Raw genomic sequence first — 25,193 nt, forward strand, 5'->3', positions numbered from 1 at the left:
TCTTTGTTTATAGAATTTCGTTTTGTGTGAGTACATTTGCTATCTAAATCTTTAATTAGAAATCCTTTCTTAAAACATAAAATGACAAAACACTCCAAGCCACTAATATTAGTTACAAATGACGATGGAATTTCTGCTCCGGGAATTAGAGCATTAATAGCCGTTATGGCAGAAATAGGAGAAGTTGTTGTAGTCGCTCCTGACGCTCCGCAAAGTGCAACAGGCCACGGAATCACAATCAATGACACACTCTATTTAAATAAAATTTCCAAAGAAAACGATCCCATAACCGAATACAGTTGTTCTGGAACTCCAGTAGATTGTGTGAAATTTGCTGTGAGCGAAATTTTGAAAAGAAAACCAGATTTGTGTGTTTCAGGTGTCAATCACGGTTCTAATTCTTCGATAAATGTAATCTATTCCGGAACTATGAGTGCTGCTGTTGAAGCTGGTATCGAAGGAATTCAAGCCATTGGATTTTCTTTGTTAGATTACGACTGGAATGCCAATTTTGAAAACATAAAGTCCTTTATTCGAAAAATAACATTGGAAGTTCTTGAAAATAAACTACCCGAAGGAGTTGTTTTGAATGTAAATTTTCCAAAATTGAAAGAAAAAGAGATCCAAGGAATCAAAATTTGCCGTCAGGCTAAAGCAATTTGGATGGAAAAATTCGACAAACGTAAAACCCCGCAAGGCAGAGATTATTATTGGCTTACCGGAGAATTTGTAAACCAAGACAATGGTGAAGATACTGATGAATGGGCATTAAAAAACGGATATATTTCTATAGTTCCAGTCCAATTTGATTTGACAGCCCATCATGCAACACAACAACTTAACACCTGGAATTGGAATGAATAAAATAGATTTATTAACAGGATTTATAATTGGGATTTTAGCTTCAATATTGGGAAGTTATCTTTTCATCACTTTCTTCACTGACTTCACTTTTATCAACGGTATCCAAATTATGAGATTTGAAGGCAAACTAGGTAAAATAATCACTTTGGGATCTATTCTTGACTTGGTAGCTTTTGGAATTTTACTTAAATTAAACAAAGAGCTCATGGCTCGCGGAGTTGTTTTAGCGGTAATTATCATGACTATTGTGTCACTATTTATTTAAAAAAAAACAATATTCATGCCTTTGTTAAACATAAAATTTTAATATTAAAAACTCCAAATTCGTCACTAATACCAAAAATTAAAAACATGAAATACTACATAATTGCTGGAGAAGCTTCGGGAGATTTGCATGGTTCTAATTTAATGAAAGCGCTTTACAAAGAAGATCCAAATGCTGAGATTCGGTTTTGGGGAGGTGATTTGATGCAAAATGTTGGCGGAACTTTGGTGAAACATTATCGCGAATTGGCTTTTATGGGATTTATTGAAGTAATTTTCAATTTGAAAACTATTTTGAACAATATAAAAATATGCAAAAATGACATTCTGAAATTTCAACCGGATGTTCTTATATTCATCGATTATCCAGGTTTCAATTTACGAATTGCAAAGTGGGCAAAAGGATTAGGTATAAAAACCCATTACTATATTTCACCCCAAATTTGGGCATGGAAGGAAAGCCGCATTACAGAAATCAAACGTGATATAGACAAAATGTATGTGATTTTGCCTTTCGAAAAAAGTTTTTACGAAGACAAACATCATTTTCCTGTTGAATTTGTTGGTCATCCATTGATTGACGCAATCCATAACCAAACACCGATAGATGCATCGATTTTTAGAAAAGAAAATAAATTAGATGGAAAACCTATTATAGCCATTTTACCTGGCAGCCGAAAACAAGAAATCACTAAAATGCTATCGGTAATGTTAAGCGTTGTTAATGATTTCCCTGAATATCAATTTGTCATTGCTGGTGCTCCAAGTCAGGAATATTCATTTTATGAGAATTTTATATCCAATGAAAACATAAAATTCATATCCAATAAAACCTATGCTTTATTGCAAAACGCAACTGCTGCATTAGTTACATCAGGAACAGCAACGCTGGAAACGGCACTTTTTAAAGTTCCGGAAGTGGTTTGTTACAAGGGGAGCTGGGCTTCATACCAAATTGCAAAACGAATCATTACGCTAAAATACATTTCGCTAGTGAATTTAATTATGGATGAAGAAGTAGTCACCGAATTAATTCAGGAAGACTGCACAACAAAACGTATTCGGGAAGAATTGAAAAAAATTCTGGAATCTAGTCATCGCAAACAACTTTTAGAGAAATATAACGTTCTAGAAGCAAAACTTGGCGGAACTGGTGCCAGCGAAAAAACAGCAAAATTGATTGTGGCTGATTTGCATTGACACCAATTCTTATAAAATCTGCAAAAAACAACTCTTTTGAAACACCTACTTTACCTTTTATTGGTTCTTATTTTTTTTACGGCCTGTAAATCAACTTCAGTAATTATTCCTGAAAAAAAAACAGAGGTAGAAACGGATAGAACAAAGCATTTAATAGCGCAATTAATTCATTCCGCGTCTGAAAATCTTGGTATTAAATATAAAAGTGGAGGCACGACTAAAGCAGGTTTTGACTGTTCCGGATTAATTTATTCTGTTTTTAATTCTTATAATATTCAACTTCCACGTTCCTCTTTCGAACAATCAAAATTGGGTTTAATCATTGATAAAGAAAGGGATAATATTAAAAAAGGAGATTTAATATTTTTTAAAACCAATAGAAAATCTCAAATTAATCATGTGGGAATGGTAATCGATGTTGCTGACGATGATGTAAAATTTATTCATTCTTCTACTTCCAAAGGTGTAATAATCTCCTCCACAAAGGAACCCTATTACCAAAGCTCCTTTGCACAAATAAATAGAATTATCAGATAAATACCTGAATCATTTTTTATAAAAAAAATAAAGTTATTCTTACTAAAAAATTGTACTTTAGATAAATGAAAGTGCTGCAATTTCCTTTAGCGAGAATAACATTTGGTTTTATTTTAGGGATTCTATTTCCTTATTGTTTGAAACCTGAACCTAAAATTGTTTTTGCCTTACTATTTATTTCCGTCATCATTTTTATCTTTTTTTATTTTTTATCCAAAAAGAATTCCACACAAAATACTTATTTCGGTATTTCCACTTACGTACTTTCCTTTTTTATTGGAGCAATAACATTAATTGTTCATACTGATTATTACCAAAAAAGTAATTATACCCATTATAATTCTATTTTTAAAAAACCACATCTGATTTCTGTCACGCTACGCGAAAAATTAAAAAATTCTAATTTTAACGATCGTTATATCGCCATAGTAAACCGCATTGATCAAACAGAAAGTTCGGGTAGAATAATCTTAAATATCCGAAAAGACAGCTTGAATCGTCAATTCGAAATTGGAACTCAACTACGAATTAAAGGCACTTTGTATAAAAACAGTCCCCCCAATAATCCCAACCAATTTGATTACAGCAACTATTTGGAGAACAAACAAATCTATGCCCAACTGTATGCAGATACTGATGAGATTAGCATAAGTTCAGAAACAGACAAGAATATTTGGTATTATACCTCTCGATTAAGAACAAAAATTATTCATAACTTAGAGAAAAACAACTTCCACAAAACCGAATTAAATGTAGCTGTTGCGTTGATTATGGGACAACAACAAGACATTTCTCCAGAAATTATTCGGGATTATCAATATGCCGGTGCGGTACATATTCTATCCGTTTCAGGATTGCATATTGGGTTTATATTGCTCTTTGTCACTTTCATTCTCAAACCATTACCCAATACAAAACGTGGCTCTTTCATCAAGCTGATAATCATTCTGGGTTCGTTATCCTTATTTGGATTAATTGCCGGTTTAGCGCCATCTGTGGTTCGTTCGGTGGTTATGTTTTCTTTTGTTGCAATAGGGAGCCATTTGCGAAGAAGTGTAAATATTTACCATACTCTTTTGGTGTCGATGCTACTTATTTTACTTTTCCAACCTTCCTTTTTGTTTGATGTTGGATTTCAGTTGAGTTATATGGCGCTATTTTTCATCATTTGGCTACAACCACTTTTAGCTTCTATCTGGCTACCAAAAAATAAAATTTTAAAATACATTTTGGATATCCTCACCGTTTCTTTTGCGGCACAAATAGGCACTTTGCCGTTGAGTATCTATTATTTTCATCAATTCCCCGGTTTATTCTTTGTGACCAATTTAATTATCATTCCATTACTTAGTATTGTAATGATTTTAGGTGTTTTAGTTATGGCATTGGCTGCTTTCGGATATGTTCCTTTATTTCTTTCCAAACCATTAGAATGGAGCATCTTTTATCTGAATAAAATCATCAATTCCATTGCTTCACTGGAACAATTTATAATTCAGAACATTCCTTTCAATTTCTATTTTTTAATCAGTTTCTATTTGATAATTATAAGTACTGTCCTTTGGTTCAAAAAACCAAGTTTCAACAAACTGGTAATGGTTTTAATTTCAATAATTGTTCTACAAATTTCATATATAAAAAACGGATCTGATGTAAGAAACCAAAAAGAATGGGTCGTTTTCAATTCGAAGAAAAACACACTTATTACAGAACGAAACGGAGAAAAAGTTACGATATATGCTAATGACAGTATTTTGACAACTTGCCGAAAAAACAACATTCTAACCTCCTATTTAGTTGGAAATTTTAGTGCTTTAGAAGCTAAAAGAAGAATTGAAAGCATCGCTTTTTTCAACGGAAAAAAAATTCTGATTTTGGATAGTTTGGGAATTTATCCTAAAAATATAAAACCTGATATTTTATTACTTACACAATCCCCAAAGATAAACTTAGACCGTTTGTTTCAATCCATACAGCCTAAAATAGTTATCGCTGATGCATCAAATTATAAAACAGTACAAAAATATTGGAAAGCCACTTGCAGTAAACAAAAAATCCCTTTTCACGCAACTGGTGAAAAGGGATTTTATAAATTAAATTGATAATTATTTCTTTTTCAGAATTCCATTGGCAACTTCAAGCCAAGCGGTTGGTCCACCTGCTACATATCCTGTACTTCCTAGTCCTTCAAAATTTACTTTTCCTTCTTTATCAGTTCCATTTGCAAAATAAATTGTAGGGAAACCTTGAATTGAAAAAGCTTGTTGTAATTCGTTATTTTGCGCTTTTATTTCAGTTGTTTGTGGTGTTCTTCTTGGATAATCCAATTCCACCAAAACCACATTCTCCTTTGCCCAAACAGCAAATTCTGGCGTTTTCAATACTTCTTTTTGCAATCTGATACACCATCCGCACCAATCGCTACCTGTAAAAAACAGCAATAATGGTTTTTTTTCCTTATTCCCAATGGCAATTGCCTCTTTTACATTTGTATGCCAATTAAGTTCTTGCGCCTGCAAAGAAGCGATCCCTATAAAGAATACTATTATTAAATATATTTTTCTCATAATCGATTTGTTTTAATACAAATTTAAACAAAAATAATACCAGAATTAATGTATTCCATGCATTAATTTTTTTACAACAGGAGTTAAAAGCATAATTAATACACCTATCCCTATTGGGATTAATGTAAAAATTAAGAAAAATGTTGTCATAGAATATTGTGATGTAATTTCGTCAATCATCCCACCCATTGTACCCGCAATTTTATTACCAATTGCAATGGCTAGGTACCAAATTCCAAACATAATACCAATCATTCTGCTTGGTACTAATTTACTTAAATAAGAAAGCCCAACAGGCGATATAAATAATTCACCCATAGTATGAAAAAAATAAGCCAGAACCAACCAAATCAAACTTACTGACGCTACTTTGGCACCAGCAGGAATAGTACTTGATCCAAAAGCCAAAACACCAAAACCAATTCCCAAAAGAATCATTCCTAATCCATTTTTAATTGTCGCTGGCGGGTTGTATTTGCTCTCCCATAATTTAGCCACCAATGGTGAAAATGTAATGATAAATAAAGAATTGAGAATCCCAAACCAAGTAGCAGGAATTTCAGCTTTAACTTGTGAATACTGGTCTTTGAGCATGTAAATTACCAAAAACCAAATAATTGCAAAACCGATCGCTAAAACAACATTTCCTAAAGCATATTTTTTGAACGTTTGCTTATATAATTTCATTAAAACAAAGGTAATAATGGCCATTGGGGTAACCGTCAAAATGGTATTTACAATATTAAAAATAATTTTAGAGTTTCCCACTAAAATTCTATTTGTATAATCACTCGCAAAAATGGTCATTGAACCACCTGCTTGCTCAAACGATGCCCAAAAAAATACGGTTATAAATGCCAAAATTATTACCGCTATCATTCGGTCTCTTAAAACAGGAGTATATTGTGTAATTCTTTTTATTAAAACAAAAACAAAAAGCAATAATGAAAATAGAATTATAAAATTACTTCCAGAAAGGCTTCCTACATTAAAATCAAACAAATTAAAATTGGATATTTTAGATACTGGGTCATTAATAATCCAAGCTAGACCAAGTACCGAAACCAAAACAATTATTGAAAGATCAAAAGCTGAAAACGGGTTTAATTTTGCGATAGATGCATCTTCATTATAGTTTACAATTTCATTTTTAACAGGTTTTAGACCAATATCTCCAAAAATATTTTGAGTAAAATAAAATTGAAGCATCCCAATGAACATAAATATTCCTGCAAGTCCAAAACCGTAACTCCAGCCCCAATTTTCGCTTTCACCAATGTAACCACATAAAAGCATTCCTAAAAATGCTCCCGAGTTTACTCCCATATAAAAAATACTAAAAGCACCATCTTTCTTCTCTATTTTATCTTTATACATGTGAGACAAAATCGAAGTCATATTAGGCTTAAACAAACCGATTCCTAAGACCAAGAAAAACAATCCAAGGTACATAAAAGCATGACTTGCTTCTTCCAAAGCCATTGACAAATGCCCTAAAGTCATTAACAAACAACCATAAATAACTGCCCAACGATATCCAATGATTTTGTCGGCAATATACCCGCCTAAAATAGGCGTTAAATAGGCCAATGCAGTATAAGACCCATAAATAGCCAAGGCATGTTCTCTAGGCCAGCCCCATCCGGGATTGTCACCCATTATTGAAGATGTTAAAAACAAAACCAACAAAGCACGCATTCCGTAGTATGAAAATCGTTCCCACATTTCTGTAAAAAAGATTACAAATAAACCAGCCGGGTGACCTAAAACTGGGTTTCTAAAAAAATCATTTGAATTTGAATCTGACATTTAATTTAGTTTTAATTATTTAACCTCTTGCATTAATTTTTTAATTAATGGCGTCATAACTATTAAAAAAACTCCTGCAACAATCGAATAGATTGCTAATTGATAATAGCCCTCTGTATACGATTGAAGTTTAGAAACTAAAGTTGTTCCTGTATTTGATCTAGACATTTCAGCACCTAATTTTCCTGCCGCCAATTGCCCGAAGGCACTCGCTAAAAACCATAAACCCATCATCATCCCAAACAATCGTTTTGGCGAAAGCTTTGTAATGATAGACATCCCTATTGGACCTAAACATAGTTCCCCAATCGTAGTGACTAAATAAGCAAAAGTAAAAACATTCAAAGACGTAATTCCTTTAGCATTTGCAAAAAAACGAGTATAATAAAAGATATAAAATGATGCACCAAGAAACAAAAATCCAATTCCAAATTTAATTACGGTATTGGGCTCTATTTTCTTTTTTGCCATCCATAACCAAAGTAATCCAATAATTGGACTAAAAACAACTACAAAAAAAGTATTCGAACTATTATTGACAACGTTTGGATCAATATTAAAAAACAACAAACTAGTATTCAAATTATCTTTTGCAAAAAGCGATAATGAACCTCCACTTTGTTCGTAAATAGCATTGAATAAGAAATAGAAAAATATGAACAAAAATGCTGCAATTAACTTTTTTTGAAGATTGATTTGCTTCAAATTAATCACTTCGAAAATGAAATATGAAATTGCAATAATCCCGATGGTGTACATAAAATAATCGGTGTATTCCGTATTCTTTACCATTATAAATATAAGTGGAATACTCAATAGCGAACAGGCATAAACAGAAATTTCTCTAATTTTTCTTTTGCTTGAAGTCAATTTTAGCAAAGGAGAATCGCCTATTGGACCAAGATGTTTTTTTGTGAATAAAAAAGTAAGTAGACCAAAAACCATTACAATTGCCGCAGACAAGAAACATAATTTCCAAGAATAATATTTACCCAAATAAATACACAATGCACCTCCTAAAAGACCACCTATATTGATTCCTGCATAAAACATCCCATAACCTGCATCTCTACGATGATCACTTTCATGATATAATTCCCCAACCATCGAAGAGATATTAGGTTTAAAAAAACCGGTTCCAATAATAGAGAAAGCAATTCCATAATAGAACATGTCTTGAGGAGAAAAAGCGATTAAAAGATTCCCTAATATCATTACAATACCTCCAAAAAAAAGTGATTTTCTGAAACCTAAAATTTTATCAGCAAAAATTCCTCCAATAAAGGTAAAAGCATAAACAAAAGCCTGTATTGCACCATATTGCAAATTAGCCGCCTCATCTTTTAATAAAAGTTGGTCTACCATAAAAAAAGTAAGAACCCCTCTCATGCCATAAAAGCAAAACCGTTCCCACATTTCAACCATAAACAAGTACCATAATTGTTTAGGATACTTCCCTTTAAAATTCTGAATTTGCTCTATAGTTAGCTTTGTATCCATATTTATTTATAAATTTTCTTTTATAAAGTTAGTCTATTTACTATTTGATTGAATGCTGATTTTTATTCTGATAAATTTGAAGATCAATTCGTTTCTTTACTTGGAGCATTTGTATTCCCTAAATTCTCTTTAATAAAATTGGTCATTTTAGTATACAATTGAATTCTAGTTTTTCCGCCTCTAATACTGTGATCTTTATCGGGATAAATCTGCGAATCAAATTGTTTATTGGCTTGAATTAATGCTTCCATCATTTGCATCGAATTTTGGACATGCACATTATCATCCCCAGAACCATGAATTAAAAGAAATTTCCCTTTTAATCTATCTACATAATTTATTGGAGAGTTTTCATCGTAACCGCTTGGATTTTCTTGAGGTGTTTGCATGTAACGCTCGGTGTAAACACTATCATAAAATCTCCAATTCGTTACCGGAGCTACTGCAATTGCCATTTTGAAAACGTCATTCCCTTTCATAATACAATTCGAAGCCATAAATCCTCCAAAGCTCCACCCCCAAATTCCAATTCTGGATTTATCCACAAAAGAATAATTTCCTATAACTTTAGCAGCATCAATTTGGTCTTCCACTTCATATTTTCCTAATTCCTTTTGAGTGCATTTTTTAAATTCAGCTCCTTTATAACCCGTTCCACGCCCGTCAACACATCCAACAATATAACCTTGCTGTGCTAACATCATAGCCCAATAATCATTGGAAGCATTCCATTGATTGGCTCCTGACTGTGATCCAGGTCCAGAATATTGAACCATAAAAACTGGATATTTCTTCGTAGAATCAAAATCTTTCGGCTTCAAAATCCAAGCATTCAGCTCATTTCCTTTTGCAGTTTTCAAAACAAAAAATTCTTTAGCGGGTAAACTGTACGCTTTCAATTTTACTGCTAATGCTTCATTGTTTTCAATAACTTGAACTTGTTTTCCTGTCTTCGCTTCGTTCAAAGAATAAATTGTTGGTTGCGAAGCACTAGAAAACGTATTGATATAGTATTGGAAATTTGGACTAAAAGTAGCGGCACTTGTCCCAACATTTTTAGACAATCGCACTTTATTTTTTCCGTCAAGACCAATTCTATATACATCTCTATTAATCGATCCATTCTCAACTGATTGGTAAAAAACAGTATTGGTTTTCTCATCAAATCCATAATAAGAAGTCACTTCCCAATTTCCTTTGGTCACTTGGTTTTTTAATTTTCCGTTTTTATCATATAAATAAATATGATTGAAACCGTCTTTTTCACTAGTCCAAATAAAACTATTGTCTTTCAAAAAAGTAAGGTTATCAGTATCAGTAAAATCTACGTACGCTTTGTCTTTTTCATTTAAAACCACTTTAGCAGCTCCTGTTGTTCCATCAACAAACAACAAATCCAAATTATCTTGATGACGGTTCAATACTTTCGCGGACAAAACATTGGCGTCATTTGTCCATTCTATTCTTGGAATATAAAAATCAGTGTAGTTTCCAAGATTTACTTTTTTGGTGGAGTTTGCGGTAACATCATAAATATGCAAAGACACTACCGAATTTTTCTCACCTGCTTTTGGATATTTGAATGTTTCAATTTTCGGATATAAATCCTTTCCAAATACAGACATGGAAAATTCCGGAACTTGACTTTCGTCAAAACGGATATAAGCCACTTTTTTACTGTCTTTACTCCAGTCGAATGCTCTTACGAAAGCAAATTCTTCTTCGTAAACCCAATCCGTAATTCCATTGATAGTATTATTTTTCTTTCCGTCTGTAGTAATAGGAGTCGATTTGTTTGTAGCCAAATCATAGACATACAGATTGTTCTCTTTTGCGTAAGCGATCTTTTTACCGTCTGGGGAAAATGTAGGCTCCTGAACCTGAAAATCGAATAATTTAATTAATTTTTTGGTTCCAATATTGTACAAATAATAATCGGCAGTAAAAGAATGACGGAAAATTTTATTGGTATTACACGCTAATAAAATCAGCTTTTCGGAAGTATCAAACGTATAACTGTCAATCCCGTTAGACAAATCCTTTTGCGATTTTGTATCTATAAGTGTAGTTACTTTTTTCAACGTTGCAAAATCATACAAATCAATTTGTGCGCTTCTTGACGTTTGGTCAAAATTCAATACCGTATATTGATTGGTATTTTTCATGGACTCTAATTCATCCATTCCTTTGGCAGTAAAAGCACCATTAAAAATTTCATCAATTGTGATTTTTTGTTGACCAAAAACGGTAAAACACAAGAATAAAAGTAAGACTGTAATTTTGTTCGAATTCATGATATCCATTTAAATATAAAAACCGTCAATTTTAGTGAAAAATTTACAATTATTTCACATTTGATGTGTTAAATGTTAAAAACAATATTAAACGCACCTATTTATTGAGGATAATCTGATAGTAAATAAAACGGCTAAAAGCGTATCTTTGCACGTATACATATTATAATCTATTGAGAATGAATAACGCCGTAGCCGGATTTTCTAAATTATCCAAAGAAGAAAAAATAAACTGGATTGCCAAAGAATACTTTTCAACTCCTTCTGAAGCAATAGCATTACTTAAAAATTACTGGAATTCAGATGAAAAATTACAGAAATTACACGATGAATTCATAGAAAATACGATAACCAATTTCTATATTCCACTAGGAGTCGCTCCAAATTTCCTAATCAACAACAAATACAGTGCCATTCCGATGGCAATTGAGGAAAGTTCCGTGGTCGCTGCGGCCTCAAAAACAGCAAAATTTTGGTCCACTCGAGGAGGTTTTAAAGCTACTGTTATCAACACGGAAAAAATTGGCCAGGTGCATTTTATTTTCAAAGGTGACGTTTCAAAACTAAAATTATTCTTTGTTCAAATCAAAACAAAATTTTTCTCTGAAACAGAATCCATCACAAAAAACATGCAAAAACGGGGTGGTGGAATTCTTGATATTGTCCTAAAAGACAAAACTGACTTATTACCGAATTACTTTCAGCTTCATGCTACATTTGAAACCAAAGATAGTATGGGCGCTAATTTCATCAATTCGTGTTTGGAGCAATTTGCCAAAACATTAAGAGACGAAGCATTAATCAATGATTTATTCACTGAAACCGAGAAAGACATTCAAATAGTCATGAGCATTCTCTCGAATTATGTTCCTAATTGCATCGTACGGGCCGAGGTTTCGTGTCCTGTTGAAGATTTAAAAGAGAAACACATTCCAAATCCTACAGCATTTGCGGAGCGTTTCCTGCAAGCAGTTCAAATTGCCGAAGTGGAACCGTATCGTGCCGTAACACACAACAAAGGAATCATGAACGGTATCGATGCCGTTGTGTTGGCTACGGGTAATGATTTCCGTGCAGTAGAAGCTGGAATTCACGCTTATGCAGCACGAAACGGAAAATATTCCAGTTTATCACATGCCAAAATAGAGAATGGAATATTCACTTTTTGGTTAGAAATACCGTTGGCATTAGGTACAGTTGGCGGACTAACCTCTTTGCATCCATTAGTGAAATTATCATTAGAAATGCTTGAAAACCCATCGGCTAAAGAATTAATGCAAGTGGTCGCTGTAGCAGGTTTAGCACAAAATTTTGCCGCTTTGCGCTCTTTGACAACAACCGGAATTCAAGAAGGCCATATGAAAATGCACTTAAACAACATCATCAATCAGTTTGAAGCCAATGATGATGAACGAATTTTGATACATAAATATTTCAAAAAACATACTATTTCACATAGTGCAGTAGTTGACTTTATTGAAAATTTAAGAAAATAAAATCCTATTTATCAGGAGCTTAATCCCGCTGTACACTATATCTTTTGTGCCGAACCCCGTCACAAAAGATATAGTGTACAGCGGGGCTAAAAAAAACACATGAAACAAACCTTTTACAGTAACGGAAAACTTTTAATCACAGGAGAATACCTTGTTTTAGATGGTGCAAAAGCTTTTGCATTACCCACAAAATTAGGACAAAACCTGATTATAGAAAAAGGAACCAATAAAGAAATCATTTGGAAAAGCTACGATGCTGATGGAAGCATTTGGTTTGAAGATTCCATTTCATTTTCTGATATTTCAAATGATAGCAATTCAGAAAGCGAATCCGTTAAATCTACATTAACAACCATTCTCCACGAAGCTTTTGTGTTAAATCCTAATTTCATTACTAATTCCGAAGGATATACAATTACTACAGAACTTGGATTTCCTAAAAGCTGGGGTTTAGGCACCTCCTCTACTTTAATAAACAATATTGCTCAATGGTTGCAAATTGATGCCTTTACACTGCTTAAAAACAGTTTTGGGGGAAGCGGTTATGATATTGCTTGCGCTCAAAACGACACTCCTATTTTATACCATTTAGAACACGGAAAACCAATTGTTGACAAAGTAGCTTTTAATCCGCTATTTACTGAAAATATTTATTTTGTATATCTCAACAAAAAGCAAAACAGTAAAAGTGCAATAGCTACCTATAACATCAATAAAAAAAATAATCTAACCAGAACTATTGCTTTAAATGACAAAATAACTTTCGAAGTTTTAAAAGCTACAACCGTTAAATCATTTGCCACAGCATTAGAAAAACACGAAACTGAAATGAGTATCATTCTGGAAATGGAAACCGTAAAAGAATCTTTATTTCCTGAATTCAATGGTGTAATCAAAAGTCTTGGCGCTTGGGGAGGCGATTTTGTAATGGCAATTGCAGCTAAAAATCCTAGTGATTATTTTAGCTCAAAAGGATATAAAACGATTATTCCTTATGTCGAAATGATTTTATCTTAATGCTACAATTCAATTTTCATCTTAAATTCTAATCCAGCTTTCAAACAAAAATTATATTAAAAACAAAATCCCGATACACTGAAGTATCGGGATTTTTTATGATGAAAAAATAACTACTTATATACTATTAGTAATTGAATTGTTTTCTGTTGTCTTCAATTTTAGCATTCCCTTTCAATGCAGGAATAACTCTATTTACATCTGAAGCGCTTTGTGCTTTCAATTTAGCTACGTAAGCTTCATGACTTTTCAAAGCTGGAGCTTTTACTGTGCTTACGTTTTTCACTACATAGACACCTGTATTTCCTTCAATTGGAGCTGATAATTTGTTTGCAGTTAATGCAAATGCATTTCCAACAACTTGGGGCTCCTGACCAGCACCAACTAACATTGGATTTTCCATTGTAACTCCTGTAGCTTGTTGTACCGTTGAACCTGTAGCTTTAGCAACTGCTTCAAGCGAAGTTCCTGTCATTTTAGCTTTGATCAATTCCGCTTTTTTCTTGTTTTTAAGAATTGGCTCTACATAAGGTCTTGCCAAAGTAATTGATACTAAACCAGATTTATCGATACTTTTAACTTTAGCGATAACATGACCTAGATTAGCCACTTCAAATCTTTTTACAGCACCAACTTTAGTATCACCTTCAAAAGCCCATCTTACGATTGTTCTTTGATTTCCTAAAGGACCAAAAGTTTCGTCCATTGCTTTTACAGTAACCGGAGCAGCAATTGTCAATTTCATTTCTTTTGCCACTTTCTCAAAATCTTTATCAGTAGCATCCATTTCAAATTTAGTTGCTTGTGTAAATATTTTATCTGAAGTAGCTTCTGAAGCTTCTATTTTTTGTGCTACAGTTGCTAAACGAATTCCGTCTTGTTTATCTGTGATTTTGATGATATGAAATCCGAAAGGTGTTTCAACTAATCCTACTTTACCAATTGAATTATTGAAAACGAAATCGTTAAAAGGTTTCACCATTTGGTTTTGACCAAAATAACCTAAATCGCCACCTTGTTGTGCTGATGAATCATCAGAATTAGTGAAAGCCAACATCAAGAAACTCTCTGGATTTGCATTCACCTGAGCTAATATTGCTTCTGCTTTTGCTTTAGCTTGCTCTTTATTTCTTTTTTCTTTTTGATTAGGTACTTGTGTTCCTTCATAACTAATTAGAATGTGACTTGCTTTTGCATTTACACCTAATTTTTTACCCATAGATTTTGAAATACAGTAGTATTTACCAAACATATAAGGTCCATAAACTTCACCTGGAGCAAGATTAAACAATCTATCTGCATCAACTGCAGGCAAATCTTTCTTAGCAACATAAGTTGAATCATAAGGAACATCAGAATTTGAATTTACAAACTCGATATTATTTGTAGCTGCTCTAAATCCTGGCAAAGTATCATTTTTACCCGTTGCTTGATTGTAAACTACACTTCCGCTTAACAATCCGTTAATTTTAGATTTAACTTCATTTTCATCTGCAGCTGAAGCTTTATCTTCAATCAAAACATATTCTACTTCACGAGATTCATCAGCTTTATATTTTTTTTCATTTTTCTTCATGAAATCTACAATTTCAGTATCCGTAACTTTTACATCACTGTCTTTTATTGTAGAATACAAACCTGCAACGTAAGCAAAATTTACTTTGTTTGCTTCCATTTCATATTTCAACTTTCCTTCACTTTCAGTAGTATAAACTGCCGCTTTTACCAAAGTGTTGTAAATTTGATATTTCGCATTTAGTTCTGCGTCTTTTTCTCTGTCTTTCAAGTATTGTGCTTGAGCTGGATTTGATTTGAAATATTCCTTAAATTTTGCAATATCAAACATTCCTGCTGCATTCAAAAACAATGGGTTTTTTCCAATGTTCTGATCTGCTTTCAAAACTTCCAATAAGTGTTTTTCACCTACTCTTAATCCTAATTTATCAAATTCTGAAGTCAGTAAAGCGATTGAAACCTCTTGATCCCAAACTCTGTTAGCCGCAGCCGTAGAAGTAATTCCTTCTTGACTTTTCTCAACATTACTCACTTTGATTCTAAAATCTTCAAATGCGATATCTTTTCCATCAATACTTCCTACATCTTTGGTATTTTGACCAAGGCCACCTTTACCGATAAGATCTTGTATTATAAATGCAAATAATGCGATAGCAATAGCTGCTATTAATAAGGCGGAACGTTGTCTAATTTTTGCTAAAACTGCCATTTTTATTGTTGTTAATTTTTATATTCAGTTTGCGAAAATACAATTATCTAATTAATAATTATAGTAGTAGCGTTTTATTTTACAAGAAATTTCAATTTTCTAAAAAAAATCAGTCTCTTAACGACATTTTAACTAATTCAATTTTCTTGTTTGTGGCTTCTTCTATAACAAAATGAAAGATTCCTATTGCAATTACATCTCCTTTTTGCGGAATTTCTTTCGTATGATCCACTATGAAACCACCAAGCGTTCCGTAAGAATCGCTTTCCGGAATATGAAGTTTATAGGTCTGATTTAAATACTCTACATCCAGTCGCGTTGAAAAAATATAGGTATCGTCTCCGAGTTCATTTTCAATTAATTCTTCTTCTGAATCGTGTTCATCTTCTATTTCACCAAAAAGCTCTTCTACAATATCTTCTATGGTTATAATTCCAGAAGTTCCGCCATATTCGTCCAAAACAACTGCTACGCTTTTTCTTTTTTTGGTCAACAAATTCATTGCATCTTTAATGTAAATTGTCTCCGGAACAAATTCAACAGAAATTACAATTTCTTTGATAGTATTTGGCTTTTTAAACAAATCGAATGAATGTACATATCCCACAATATCATCCAATGAATTTTCATAAACGACAATTTTAGAATACCCTGTTTCAATAAACAACTTATTCAATTCCTCAATAGAATCATATAAATCAATTGCTACGATTTCAGTCCTGGGACTCATAACATCTCTAGCCTTTACCCCGGAAAATTCTAATGCATTTTGAAACATTAATATTTCAGAATCCACTTCTTCATCATTTTCCACAGTACTCATTTGTTCCGTAATATAATTGCCAAGTTCCACTTTACTAAAATACAGCTGCACTTGATCTCCTTCTGTTTTAAAGAATTTTTTCAATACAAAATCCGAAACCCAGATAAAAAAAGTAGAGATAAAATAAAAAAGGATATAAAAGACATAAGCCGGAATAGCAAAAAACTTTATTAAGGTATTCGCATAAATTTGAAAAAAAACTTTAGGCAAAAACTCTGCAGTTATTAAAACGATCAATGTCGAAAGCAATGTTTGAAGAAACAAATTCAATAAACTTGAAAAATGATATCCGAAGCTATCAATCCAATTCATTAATAATTCGCCCATAAAAAACCCATAAACAACTAACGCTATATTGTTTCCAATAAGCATAGCAGCAATAAATTTAGAAGGTTTTTCGGTAAGTTTTGTAAGTATTTTAGAGACGAAGTTATCTTGTTTTTTTTCTATTTCAAGATAAATTTTATTCGAAGAAATGAAAGCAATTTCCATTCCTGAAAAAAAGGCACATAGTATTAAACACAGTATTATAATACTAATTTCCATGTGCTAGGATTTTTTATTTCGATCTTCAAATTTTTTAGCAAATTTCATTCGGAAGAAAAACATAAAAATTGCTAATCCTGCAATAATAAAACTCAACCAAGGAGTTCCATCAGGTGAATTAAACTTTGTAACGCCATCATAAATGAAGTAGACTCCAAAAACAAGATAAAGATAAGGGGTGTATTTTAAGTAAGTCATAATTTATTTGAATCTATACAATTATTCAGCTGTTTGAATTTCACCAGCTATTCTTTGTGAATTAATTACTTTAAAGTCTTTACTGAAATCAATTCCTTGTCCATTTGAAGCTCCTTTACTATCCGTAAATTTAAACTTTTTTTCTGTAAAAAACCATTCGTTTTTTTGATCGTAGTACAACTGTTCCGTTTCTAGCATCTGACCATTTTCAGATTTAATCTTTACTTTTCCCTGTAAATCAATTATCCCGGTCATTTTATAAGACACCGCATAATTTGAAGTTATAAATGTTTTCTTCGCTTTATTATCATACAAAGTAACATCAATACCTTTTGGAAATTCAGTAAATGGAAAATCTATACTGGAGAAGTCTAACATTTTAGGACTAACCAGAATTGCTTTAATCAATCCCGAATCCGTATATTTCAAGTTGACATCATCAGCATCTCCACTGGGAACAAACTCAGAAAAGTTTATTTTCTGCACCTCTTTAAAATTACTTTCACACCCAAAAAACAGAGTCACAGCTAAAACTGTGACTACTGGAAAGAATATATATTTTTTTAGTAAAGGCATACGCTATACTTAACAAAGTAATGTGGTTATGTGTACTCGATTAGAGTTTTTAGTTGAATTTTCTTTTATCGAACCATTTGTCATTAAGAGAAAAACCAACACTAAAGTTAGCATAATTCTCTTGAACAAGATTTGCATTTGTAGTTCCTCTTTTTCCTAATTCAAAACCTAAATTTATGTTAGAAAAACTACCCGTAATTGGCAAACCTAACCCTAAGGTGAACCCCGTATCATTAATAGATTCTGAATTAATCATCAAACCTGTTTTTTCATATTTGATCCCTCCTCTGTAAACAATTCTTTTGGCGTAACTTGAAAAAGAGTTATAACTTGGAATATAATACCCTCCTAAACTAACGCTTCCGTATTTTCCATAACCCACATTAGAAGCTTTATTATAACTATTTTCCTGACCCGAAGTTTTTTGATACGAAACCATTCCTCCAATAAGCCATTTTTTTGATTCACCTATTCCCGCACCAAATGATATTTTACTTGGCATTTTCAATTTTACTTGCTCATTTTGGTCTGCAAGAACATCAACAACAAGCACATCAAATCCTGAACTATATCTAACACTAGAAATATTCCTAGTATTTTTAGAAGTTAAAGTACTTTCTAAAGCATAATTCAAACTTGTATAAAGACTTAGTTTTTTGGTTATTTTAGCTTGATACATTGTTCCAATATTGAAATTCACACCCGATAAATCAGCTGTATTAAGCTCACGGGTACCAACAGGCACGTTAGTAATAAACTCCAAGCTATTCGTTTCTATTTTACCGAAATTGTAGTGCGCATCTGCACCTATACTAAAATTAGGCGCTATTTTATAACCAACTCCTAAAAAGACTTTATTTAAACCGCCATTCCCTCTTAATCGTCTGTTTACAGCTCCGTCAATTGCTGATAACGACTCTATTTTGTATCCTACCGAAGAATAAGGAATCAATCCAAAACCTGCTCCAAATTTACCCAAAGGCAAACCAACAGCTAAATAATCTAAAGTTGTTCTGCGCGTGTTTGCTGAACCGGCATCGCTTTTCAAGCTTTTAGTTGCATAAGTACCTCCCAAGGAGAACGTAGTTAATTTCAAATTTGAAAAACTGGCTGGATTTTCTAAATTGATATGAATACTATCCTGCTCTACGGCAACACCCGCCATAGACCTATTTTCAAGCGTTCCTTTAAATCTTATGTCACCAATCCCATAAAAAGAGTACGGTGATGAAGTTCCTTCTTGAGCAAAGGATACAAGTGACAAAAGCAAGCAAGCGCTTATTATAAATTTTTTAATCATTTTTGATTTTATATTGAAATGTTTGGCTCAAACTCTCTAAAAGAAAATTTGAATTGGCAAATATGGTATTTTTTAATCGTTTAGCCAAAAATTCTGTGTCTCCACCCGTTAAAATTATTATAAAATTTGAATACTGTCTGCTATATTCATCGATGAAACCGTCAATCTCATAGACTAATCCATTAACTACACCGGAATGAATCGAATCAGAAGTTGAATTCCCTATTAAACCTTTAGGGCTTTCCAACGTAAGTAGCGGTAATTTTGCAGTGTAATTATGCAATGACTCATAGCGCAACCGCAACCCTGGCGTTATTGCCCCTCCCAGATAATTATTATCTTCGTCTATAAAATCAAATGTAACACAAGTTCCCGCATCAATTACCAATCGGTTTTGGTTTGGAAATTGCAGTGTTGCACCTGCAGCAAGAACCATACGATCAATTCCTAAAGTTTTAGGGGTAGCATAACAATTAACGAATGGAAAGATATCCTCATGGGACATAAAATGAACTTTTAAATCATTTTCAAACTCCAAAAACGATTGTTTTTCGACATCTCCAACGCATGAAATGACCAAATCAGCAAACTTATTGTATTTTTTTAAAATATTTTGAATATTTTTTTGCAGTTCATTTTTAACAAAAACGAAATTCTCCACAAGTATATCACCCTCAAAGACAGCGGCTTTAATTCTGGTATTTCCGACATCAACAGCTAGAACCATATTTTATTTTTTGATGTTGCGAAGATACGAATTGATTTTTTTTAAAAATTGTTTTGGATAAACTAAAAATCATTCTATATTTGCACCCGCAATAGCGAGGTACCTTAGCTCAGATGGTAGAGCAATGGACTGAAAATCCATGTGTCCCTGGTTCGATCCCTGGAGGTACCACAAAACCCAAACAGAAATGTTTGGGTTTTTTGTTTTTAATCCTTTCCTGTAATTTATCAAATCGTAAGCATCATCAATTACAAGAAGTTTCAATTCTTTGCTTATTTAACGCAATCTTTTTTGAAGCTTTATTTCCATCGTAAGTCGTCGCCCTAATCCTATTTAAAAAACGCCATAAAACTTAGTCTTTTTTAACAGTAAGGATAGATTTCATTAACTGTATTACCTACTTAAAAATCATAATTTTACTAAACTAAACAAATGTTATTAAATGTAAATTAGAACTATTCCGTACAACAATTTATTAAGAAATAAAATAAATTATCAAAACAGCAAGGGGAGGTAAATCAAAAGCCTTGTAATTTATTTTAGTATTAAAGATTAGTGATTTAATATTAATAAAGAAAGTTATGAAATCATTTATTATAATTTTGTTTTTTGCAGGGTTTGTGACCCTCTCTTATTCCCAAGATAAGAAAAGTAGTGATTCAGAAGAAGGAAGTCTTACATTAGAACAATTACCTGAAGTGGTAATTCGGAGTGCCGGAAAAGATTTCTCTGTTTATTTAACCGACAAAAATCCTGACGCAAGCGTCAGAGGACTATAGCAACAATTTATTAGCTATAATCTGGGCAAAGATTACGAAGGATTTGACAGCTATTTAGTGACCATGGAAACTAAAAACGACTCTTTGGCAGCAACCTATAATGGGAATGGAAAGTTAACACGAGTTGTAGAAAATTATCAAAACGTGCGACTTCCCAGCAAAGTGATTTATTCTATTTACAAAGACTTCCCAGGCTGGCAAATTATCAACGACAAATTTCTATTTTCTCAGGAGAATGGTGATATAATCAAGAAACAATACCATTTAAAAATTAAAAAAAATAATGAAGTTCGTAAATTAGTAGTTCACGCAAACGGGGAAATTCTAAAAGGAGTTGATTAAAACTTGAAATCGTATAAAAAAATTCAATATTAGTAGAATCTAAGGGTTTAGTCTGAAAAAAGCTAGACCCTTTTTATTTCCTGAATCATTAAACCATCTATTAAAGAAATCAACTGTCCGAAAACAGATTTAGTCGAAAAACATTTATTTTTACTCATCGTTATTTGAATTTTGCAACTCTAAATTACGATTCTTTTTAAGAAGCCATTAATTTGGCTTCTTTTTTATCGGAAAACAATGTTTCTGAATAGTAAAAAGGTGTTATCAAAAAGCATTAGTTTAAGACTTTATAAATGTAATAAAGTTCCTAATTGTAAGTTTTCGTTTTTACAAGCCGAAAAATCGATTTCAAAAAACACTTCAACTTCAGAGATATTTATCAATTTTACCAATATAAATGCAGGTTTCGTAAATATTTTTATTTCATATTATGAATTTCTAAAAATAATAATTGCTAAATTAGTATATTTATGCAAAATTTATATACATGGAACTTTTAACCTGCCCGAAATGTCAAAATAATCACATAGTAAAAAGTGGCATAGTCAACAACAAACAAAGGTACCTATGTAAAAATTGTAAGTATTTTTTCACTGTAAACAAAATTGGAAAAAAAATAGACGATTATTACGTTACCAAAGCATTACAACTCTACTTGGAAGGACTAAGTTATCGCGAAATAGAGCGCATTATAGGCGTTTCACATGTCACGGTAAGTAATTGGGTGAAGACATTTAATATCAAAAAACCCTCTCATGCTAATTACCATCCTACTTATAAGATTTTTAACCATTTAGAGCTGGTCGAGTATATAAAAAACAAAGGATTACTTTCAGGAGCCGGCATGATAATAACGGAACTTGGTGATAAATTTATGCTTATAAAATGGGAACGTTTTAAGGATTAACTATATCACTTTACAGATATATATAACTTAATTTTTTTTTAAAACAAAAAATTAGAATTTGGCAGTGTTGAAACTAACCACTTCCCCTAACCAAATCTTATTTACTATGAAAAAATACTGCCTTATCCTTTTGATTGGAATTTCTTCCCTTAAAGGATATTCTCAGACTGTCCCTTCCGCGCCAGCTGAAAAAGATTGGAGTATAAACCTGTATGGATTTGTAAAAACGGATTATATCTTCGATTCTAGAAAATCCGCAACTGTTCGCGAGGACAATTTAAATTTATATCCTTTGGATGTTGCATTAGACGCCAACGGCAAAGATGCAAATGCAGTATCACAATCCAACTTTTTATCGATAACGTCTCGATTTGGAATTAAAGTCAAGGGCCCTGATGTTTGGGGCGCAAAAATGAGTGGAAATATTGAAGGTGACTTTTTCGGAAATACAGATGGAACTATTGGAACTTTGAGATTACGACATGCCTACGTAAATATGGATTGGTCTAAAACATCCTTAACCATGGGACAAACCTGGTACCCAACTTTCATCCCCGAAGTTTTTCCTGGTGTTGCAAACTTTAATACTGGGATTATATTTAATCCTTTCGGATGGGCTACCCAAGTGAAATTAAAACAAGCTTTAACAAAAAAAGTTACTGTAATCGCTACCGCATATAAAGAAAGAGAATTTTTTGCTCTTGGCACCACAGGAACTCAAAATTCAGCCTCAATCAATTCAGCTTTACCTTCTTTGAATGGCCAAATTCAGTACAAAGGAAAAAACTGGTTTTTAGGCGCGGGAATAGAGTACAAGTCAATGCAACCTTTGACAGTTAGCGCAACTAATATTGTAACTACCGAAAACGTAAATAGCTCTTCCGTATTTGGCTATGCTAAATATTCAAATGACAAAATTATTATCAAAGTTTATGGAATTTCAGGTGGCAACTTAAACAATCTGGTGATGCTAGGTGGTTTTACAGGATCTACAACTTCTGGAATTCAGTCTTACGACCCAACAAAAACAACTTCTTTTTGGATTGACATCGCAAGCAACGCAAAAGCGATTGCTCCTGGTTTTTTCTTTGGAACTACCAAAAATAACGGAGCCAATACTGCCGCTGGAAGTACTGCCCAAGTATATGGCAGAGGTATTACGGGACCGAGAGTAGTAGACAATGTTTGGAGAGCTTCGGGAAGAATTGATTTCAAAAGCAACAAATTCAGAGTTACACCAGAATTAGAATACACCACAGCAACTTGGGGTGATACTGATTTATACGCAAAAGCATCCACTAACAAAAAAGACGTTGCTAACCTAAGAGCTATGGTTTCCTGTGTCTATGCCTTTTAAAATAATTAACCAAACCACTATAATATCAATTTTATGAAAGAAAAATCAACAAAAGGAATCTGGAAAGTTATTTCCGCATCCTCCATGGGAACAATGATTGAATGGTATGACTTCTACATTTTTGGAAGTTTGGCCGTTGTAATTTCAACTAAATTTTTCCCGGCAGATAATCCAACCGCAGCCTTCCTGGCAACCCTAGCCACTTTTGCAGTTGGTTTTGTAGTTCGTCCCTTTGGAGCACTTTTCTTCGGGAGATTAGGAGATTTAATTGGACGAAAATATACCTTCATGGTTACCTTGCTACTAATGGGTGGTGCTACCTTCCTGATCGGTTGTATTCCCAGTTATGAAACCATTGGCTTTATGGCGCCATTATTAGTATTAATATTGCGAATGCTTCAAGGTCTGGCACTTGGTGGCGAATATGGTGGAGCCGCAACTTATGTGGCAGAACATGCACCAGTAGGGCAAAGAGGATATTGGACTTCCTGGATTCAAACTACGGCAACGGTTGGTTTGTTTATTTCCTTAATGGTTATTTTAGCCACAAGAAATCTTCTTACTCCTGAACAATTTGACGAATGGGGATGGAGAGTTCCATTCTGGGTTTCTATCATTATGGTTGGAGTTTCCTATTTAATTAGAAAAAACATGGATGAATCTCCGGTTTTTGCCAAAGCGAAATCAGAAGGAAAAACAAGTACTAATCCGTTAAAAGAAAGTTTCGGAAATCGTTACAATTTAAAATTTGTTTTATTGGCTTTATTTGGAGCTACCATGGGACAAGGGGTTGTCTGGTACACCGGTCAATTTTACGCCATGAGTTTCTTAAAAACAGTTATGTCTATTGACTCTTCTCAAGTGGATACTTTGTTGGGAATTGCATTAATATTAGGAACGCCCTTTTTCATTGTATTTGGTTGGTTAAGTGACAAAGTGGGTAGAAAATACATAATGATGGGAGGAATGTTATTGGCCATTTTATTATACAGACCCATTTACAAACAAATGTATGAAACTACCTCTGTAAAAAACAAAACTGAAATTGTCGCTAATACCAAAGTGGTTTCTGAACTGAAAGAGAACAAGAAACAAACTATGGATTCAATTTATACCACTAGCAAAGAGTATACTGACGGGACTAAATTTCTTGAAGTAAAAACGGTATCTTTAGAGAATGGAACAGCGAAGATAGTTGATGGAAAACCAAAAATTGAAACCAAAACCACTATTAATATTAATTGGGATGATAAGTGGGCTTTAATCTTTTTGATATTTATACAAGTGCTATTTGTTACTATGGTCTACGGCCCTATTGCAGCATTCTTGGTAGAAATGTTCCCCGTGAAAATTAGATATACTTCTATGTCGTTGCCCTATCACGTAGGAAACGGAATTTTTGGAGGATTGCTTCCTGCGATCTCCACCTATTTTGTTATAAATGCAAAAGAAGCAGGAAATCCAGAATTTTATCTCGAAGGACTTTGGTATCCAATTGTTATTGCTGCAGTCAGCTTTGTAGTTGGAATGATTTACATTAAAAATAAAGATAAAAACGCTCACATATAAAAAACACAGCTATGAATCAGATAAAAAGAGTTTTAGGATTAGTTTGGATCGCCTTAGCAATTGCGGCAGCATATTTTTGCATCTTTACCTTTGGATTGCCAAAATTCATGTCCGGTAAACAAGAGGATTTAGTATTTGGAATTATCATCTTATTTATACTAACACCATTAATCGTTTTAGGGCTAGGCACCTTTGGTTATTTTTCCTTAATGGGCGATTACGATGAAAAAAAATAATTATTAAATAAATTTCTACTATGCAGTCTCTACATTAATCGGTAGAGATTGCTTATTTTTA

General features: G+C 33.0%; 23 protein-coding genes and 1 tRNA gene. 14 read left to right on the forward strand and 10 right to left on the reverse strand.

Annotated features, from left to right (window positions below; all coding sequences use genetic code 11):
- The first annotated feature begins 81 nt into the window (after positions 1-81).
- The 5 genes from surE (at position 82) to ACM55I_RS04975 (ending at position 4,967) form a co-directional block, all read left to right on the forward strand.
- Positions 82-864: a 5'/3'-nucleotidase SurE gene (gene surE / locus ACM55I_RS04955; protein ID WP_416845662.1), complete on the forward strand. Its 783-nt coding sequence runs from the start codon at positions 82-84 to the stop codon at positions 862-864.
- A complete protein-coding gene (locus ACM55I_RS04960; RefSeq protein ID WP_416845663.1) occupies positions 857-1,129 on the forward strand; it encodes a hypothetical protein in 273 nt (90 codons plus the stop codon). Before surE ends, ACM55I_RS04960 begins: the two co-directional genes overlap by 8 nt.
- Before the next feature lie 86 nt (positions 1,130-1,215).
- Positions 1,216-2,328: a lipid-A-disaccharide synthase gene (gene lpxB, locus ACM55I_RS04965; protein ID WP_416845664.1), complete on the forward strand. Its 1,113-nt coding sequence runs from the start codon at positions 1,216-1,218 to the stop codon at positions 2,326-2,328.
- 36 nt (positions 2,329-2,364) lie between these two features.
- Positions 2,365-2,865 carry a C40 family peptidase gene (locus ACM55I_RS04970; RefSeq protein ID WP_416845665.1) on the forward strand — a complete coding sequence of 167 codons (501 nt, stop codon included), beginning with the start codon at positions 2,365-2,367 and terminating at the stop codon, positions 2,863-2,865.
- Between the two features lie 65 nt (positions 2,866-2,930).
- The gene (locus ACM55I_RS04975) at positions 2,931-4,967 is read left to right on the forward strand and encodes a ComEC/Rec2 family competence protein (RefSeq protein ID WP_416845666.1); all 2,037 of its coding nucleotides are present in this window, start codon (positions 2,931-2,933) and stop codon (positions 4,965-4,967) included.
- Positions 4,968-4,970: 3 nt separating this feature from the next.
- On the opposite strand, the gene ACM55I_RS04980 is transcribed toward ACM55I_RS04975, so the two are convergent.
- From ACM55I_RS04980 to ACM55I_RS04995, 4 genes are all read right to left on the reverse strand, one after another.
- Positions 4,971-5,432: a thioredoxin family protein gene (locus ACM55I_RS04980; RefSeq protein WP_416845667.1), complete on the reverse strand. Its 462-nt coding sequence runs from the start codon at positions 5,430-5,432 to the stop codon at positions 4,971-4,973.
- 45 nt (positions 5,433-5,477) lie between these two features.
- On the reverse strand, positions 5,478-7,241 hold the full coding sequence (locus ACM55I_RS04985; RefSeq protein WP_416845668.1) for a peptide MFS transporter: 1,764 nt from the start codon (positions 7,239-7,241) through the stop codon (positions 5,478-5,480).
- Between the two features lie 15 nt (positions 7,242-7,256).
- Entirely contained in the window at positions 7,257-8,741 is a 1,485-nt protein-coding gene (locus ACM55I_RS04990) for a peptide MFS transporter (RefSeq protein ID WP_416837203.1), read from the reverse strand.
- An 83-nt stretch (positions 8,742-8,824) separates the two neighbouring features.
- Positions 8,825-11,035 carry a S9 family peptidase gene (locus ACM55I_RS04995; RefSeq protein ID WP_416845669.1) on the reverse strand — a complete coding sequence of 737 codons (2,211 nt, stop codon included), beginning with the start codon at positions 11,033-11,035 and terminating at the stop codon, positions 8,825-8,827.
- 179 nt (positions 11,036-11,214) lie between these two features.
- Here ACM55I_RS04995 and ACM55I_RS05000 point away from each other — a divergent pair, with 179 nt between their 5' ends.
- Positions 11,215-12,531, forward strand: coding sequence for a hydroxymethylglutaryl-CoA reductase, degradative (locus ACM55I_RS05000; RefSeq protein WP_416845670.1), 1,317 nt, complete (start codon positions 11,215-11,217; stop codon positions 12,529-12,531).
- 99 nt (positions 12,532-12,630) lie between these two features.
- A complete protein-coding gene (locus tag ACM55I_RS05005; RefSeq protein WP_416845671.1) occupies positions 12,631-13,548 on the forward strand; it encodes a GYDIA family GHMP kinase in 918 nt (305 codons plus the stop codon).
- A gap of 127 nt (positions 13,549-13,675) precedes the next feature.
- On the opposite strand, the gene ACM55I_RS05010 is transcribed toward ACM55I_RS05005, so the two are convergent.
- The 6 genes from ACM55I_RS05010 to ACM55I_RS05035 all read right to left on the reverse strand — a co-directional run bounded on the left by ACM55I_RS05010 (position 13,676) and on the right by ACM55I_RS05035 (position 19,942).
- Positions 13,676-15,772: a peptidylprolyl isomerase gene (locus ACM55I_RS05010; RefSeq protein WP_416845672.1), complete on the reverse strand. Its 2,097-nt coding sequence runs from the start codon at positions 15,770-15,772 to the stop codon at positions 13,676-13,678.
- A 109-nt stretch (positions 15,773-15,881) separates the two neighbouring features.
- Positions 15,882-17,141, reverse strand: coding sequence for a hemolysin family protein (locus tag ACM55I_RS05015; RefSeq protein ID WP_416845673.1), 1,260 nt, complete (start codon positions 17,139-17,141; stop codon positions 15,882-15,884).
- A gap of 3 nt (positions 17,142-17,144) precedes the next feature.
- Entirely contained in the window at positions 17,145-17,339 is a 195-nt protein-coding gene (locus ACM55I_RS05020; protein WP_416845674.1) for a hypothetical protein, read from the reverse strand.
- A gap of 21 nt (positions 17,340-17,360) precedes the next feature.
- Positions 17,361-17,915 (reverse strand): LPS export ABC transporter periplasmic protein LptC, encoded by a 555-nt coding sequence (gene lptC, locus ACM55I_RS05025; RefSeq protein ID WP_416845675.1) that lies wholly within the window; start codon positions 17,913-17,915, stop codon positions 17,361-17,363.
- Positions 17,916-17,964: 49 nt separating this feature from the next.
- Positions 17,965-19,215, reverse strand: coding sequence for a hypothetical protein (locus ACM55I_RS05030; RefSeq protein WP_416845676.1), 1,251 nt, complete (start codon positions 19,213-19,215; stop codon positions 17,965-17,967).
- A complete protein-coding gene (locus ACM55I_RS05035; protein ID WP_416845677.1) occupies positions 19,208-19,942 on the reverse strand; it encodes a type III pantothenate kinase in 735 nt (244 codons plus the stop codon). The genes ACM55I_RS05030 and ACM55I_RS05035 overlap by 8 nt, the downstream gene beginning before the upstream one ends.
- 98 nt (positions 19,943-20,040) lie before the next feature.
- Between ACM55I_RS05035 and ACM55I_RS05040 the strand changes: the two genes are divergently transcribed.
- From ACM55I_RS05040 to ACM55I_RS05070, 7 genes are all read left to right on the forward strand, one after another.
- Positions 20,041-20,113, forward strand: a tRNA-Phe gene (locus ACM55I_RS05040).
- A gap of 410 nt (positions 20,114-20,523) precedes the next feature.
- Complete coding sequence (locus tag ACM55I_RS05045; RefSeq protein WP_416845678.1) at positions 20,524-20,721, forward strand: hypothetical protein; 198 nt, start codon at positions 20,524-20,526, stop codon at positions 20,719-20,721.
- A gap of 63 nt (positions 20,722-20,784) precedes the next feature.
- Positions 20,785-21,063, forward strand: coding sequence for a hypothetical protein (locus tag ACM55I_RS05050; protein ID WP_416845679.1), 279 nt, complete (start codon positions 20,785-20,787; stop codon positions 21,061-21,063).
- A gap of 487 nt (positions 21,064-21,550) precedes the next feature.
- Positions 21,551-21,970 carry a transposase-like zinc-binding domain-containing protein gene (locus ACM55I_RS05055; RefSeq protein WP_379857118.1) on the forward strand — a complete coding sequence of 140 codons (420 nt, stop codon included), beginning with the start codon at positions 21,551-21,553 and terminating at the stop codon, positions 21,968-21,970.
- A gap of 106 nt (positions 21,971-22,076) precedes the next feature.
- The gene (locus tag ACM55I_RS05060) at positions 22,077-23,327 is read left to right on the forward strand and encodes a DcaP family trimeric outer membrane transporter (protein ID WP_416845680.1); all 1,251 of its coding nucleotides are present in this window, start codon (positions 22,077-22,079) and stop codon (positions 23,325-23,327) included.
- A 33-nt stretch (positions 23,328-23,360) separates the two neighbouring features.
- A complete protein-coding gene (locus ACM55I_RS05065; RefSeq protein ID WP_416845681.1) occupies positions 23,361-24,896 on the forward strand; it encodes an MFS transporter in 1,536 nt (511 codons plus the stop codon).
- Between the two features lie 11 nt (positions 24,897-24,907).
- Complete coding sequence (locus tag ACM55I_RS05070) at positions 24,908-25,132, forward strand: DUF6814 family protein (RefSeq protein ID WP_035668533.1); 225 nt, start codon at positions 24,908-24,910, stop codon at positions 25,130-25,132.
- Positions 25,133-25,193 lie beyond the last annotated feature (61 nt).

It is taken from the genome of Flavobacterium algoris (assembly GCF_048158525.1).
GTDB classification, from domain to species: domain Bacteria; phylum Bacteroidota; class Bacteroidia; order Flavobacteriales; family Flavobacteriaceae; genus Flavobacterium; species Flavobacterium algoris.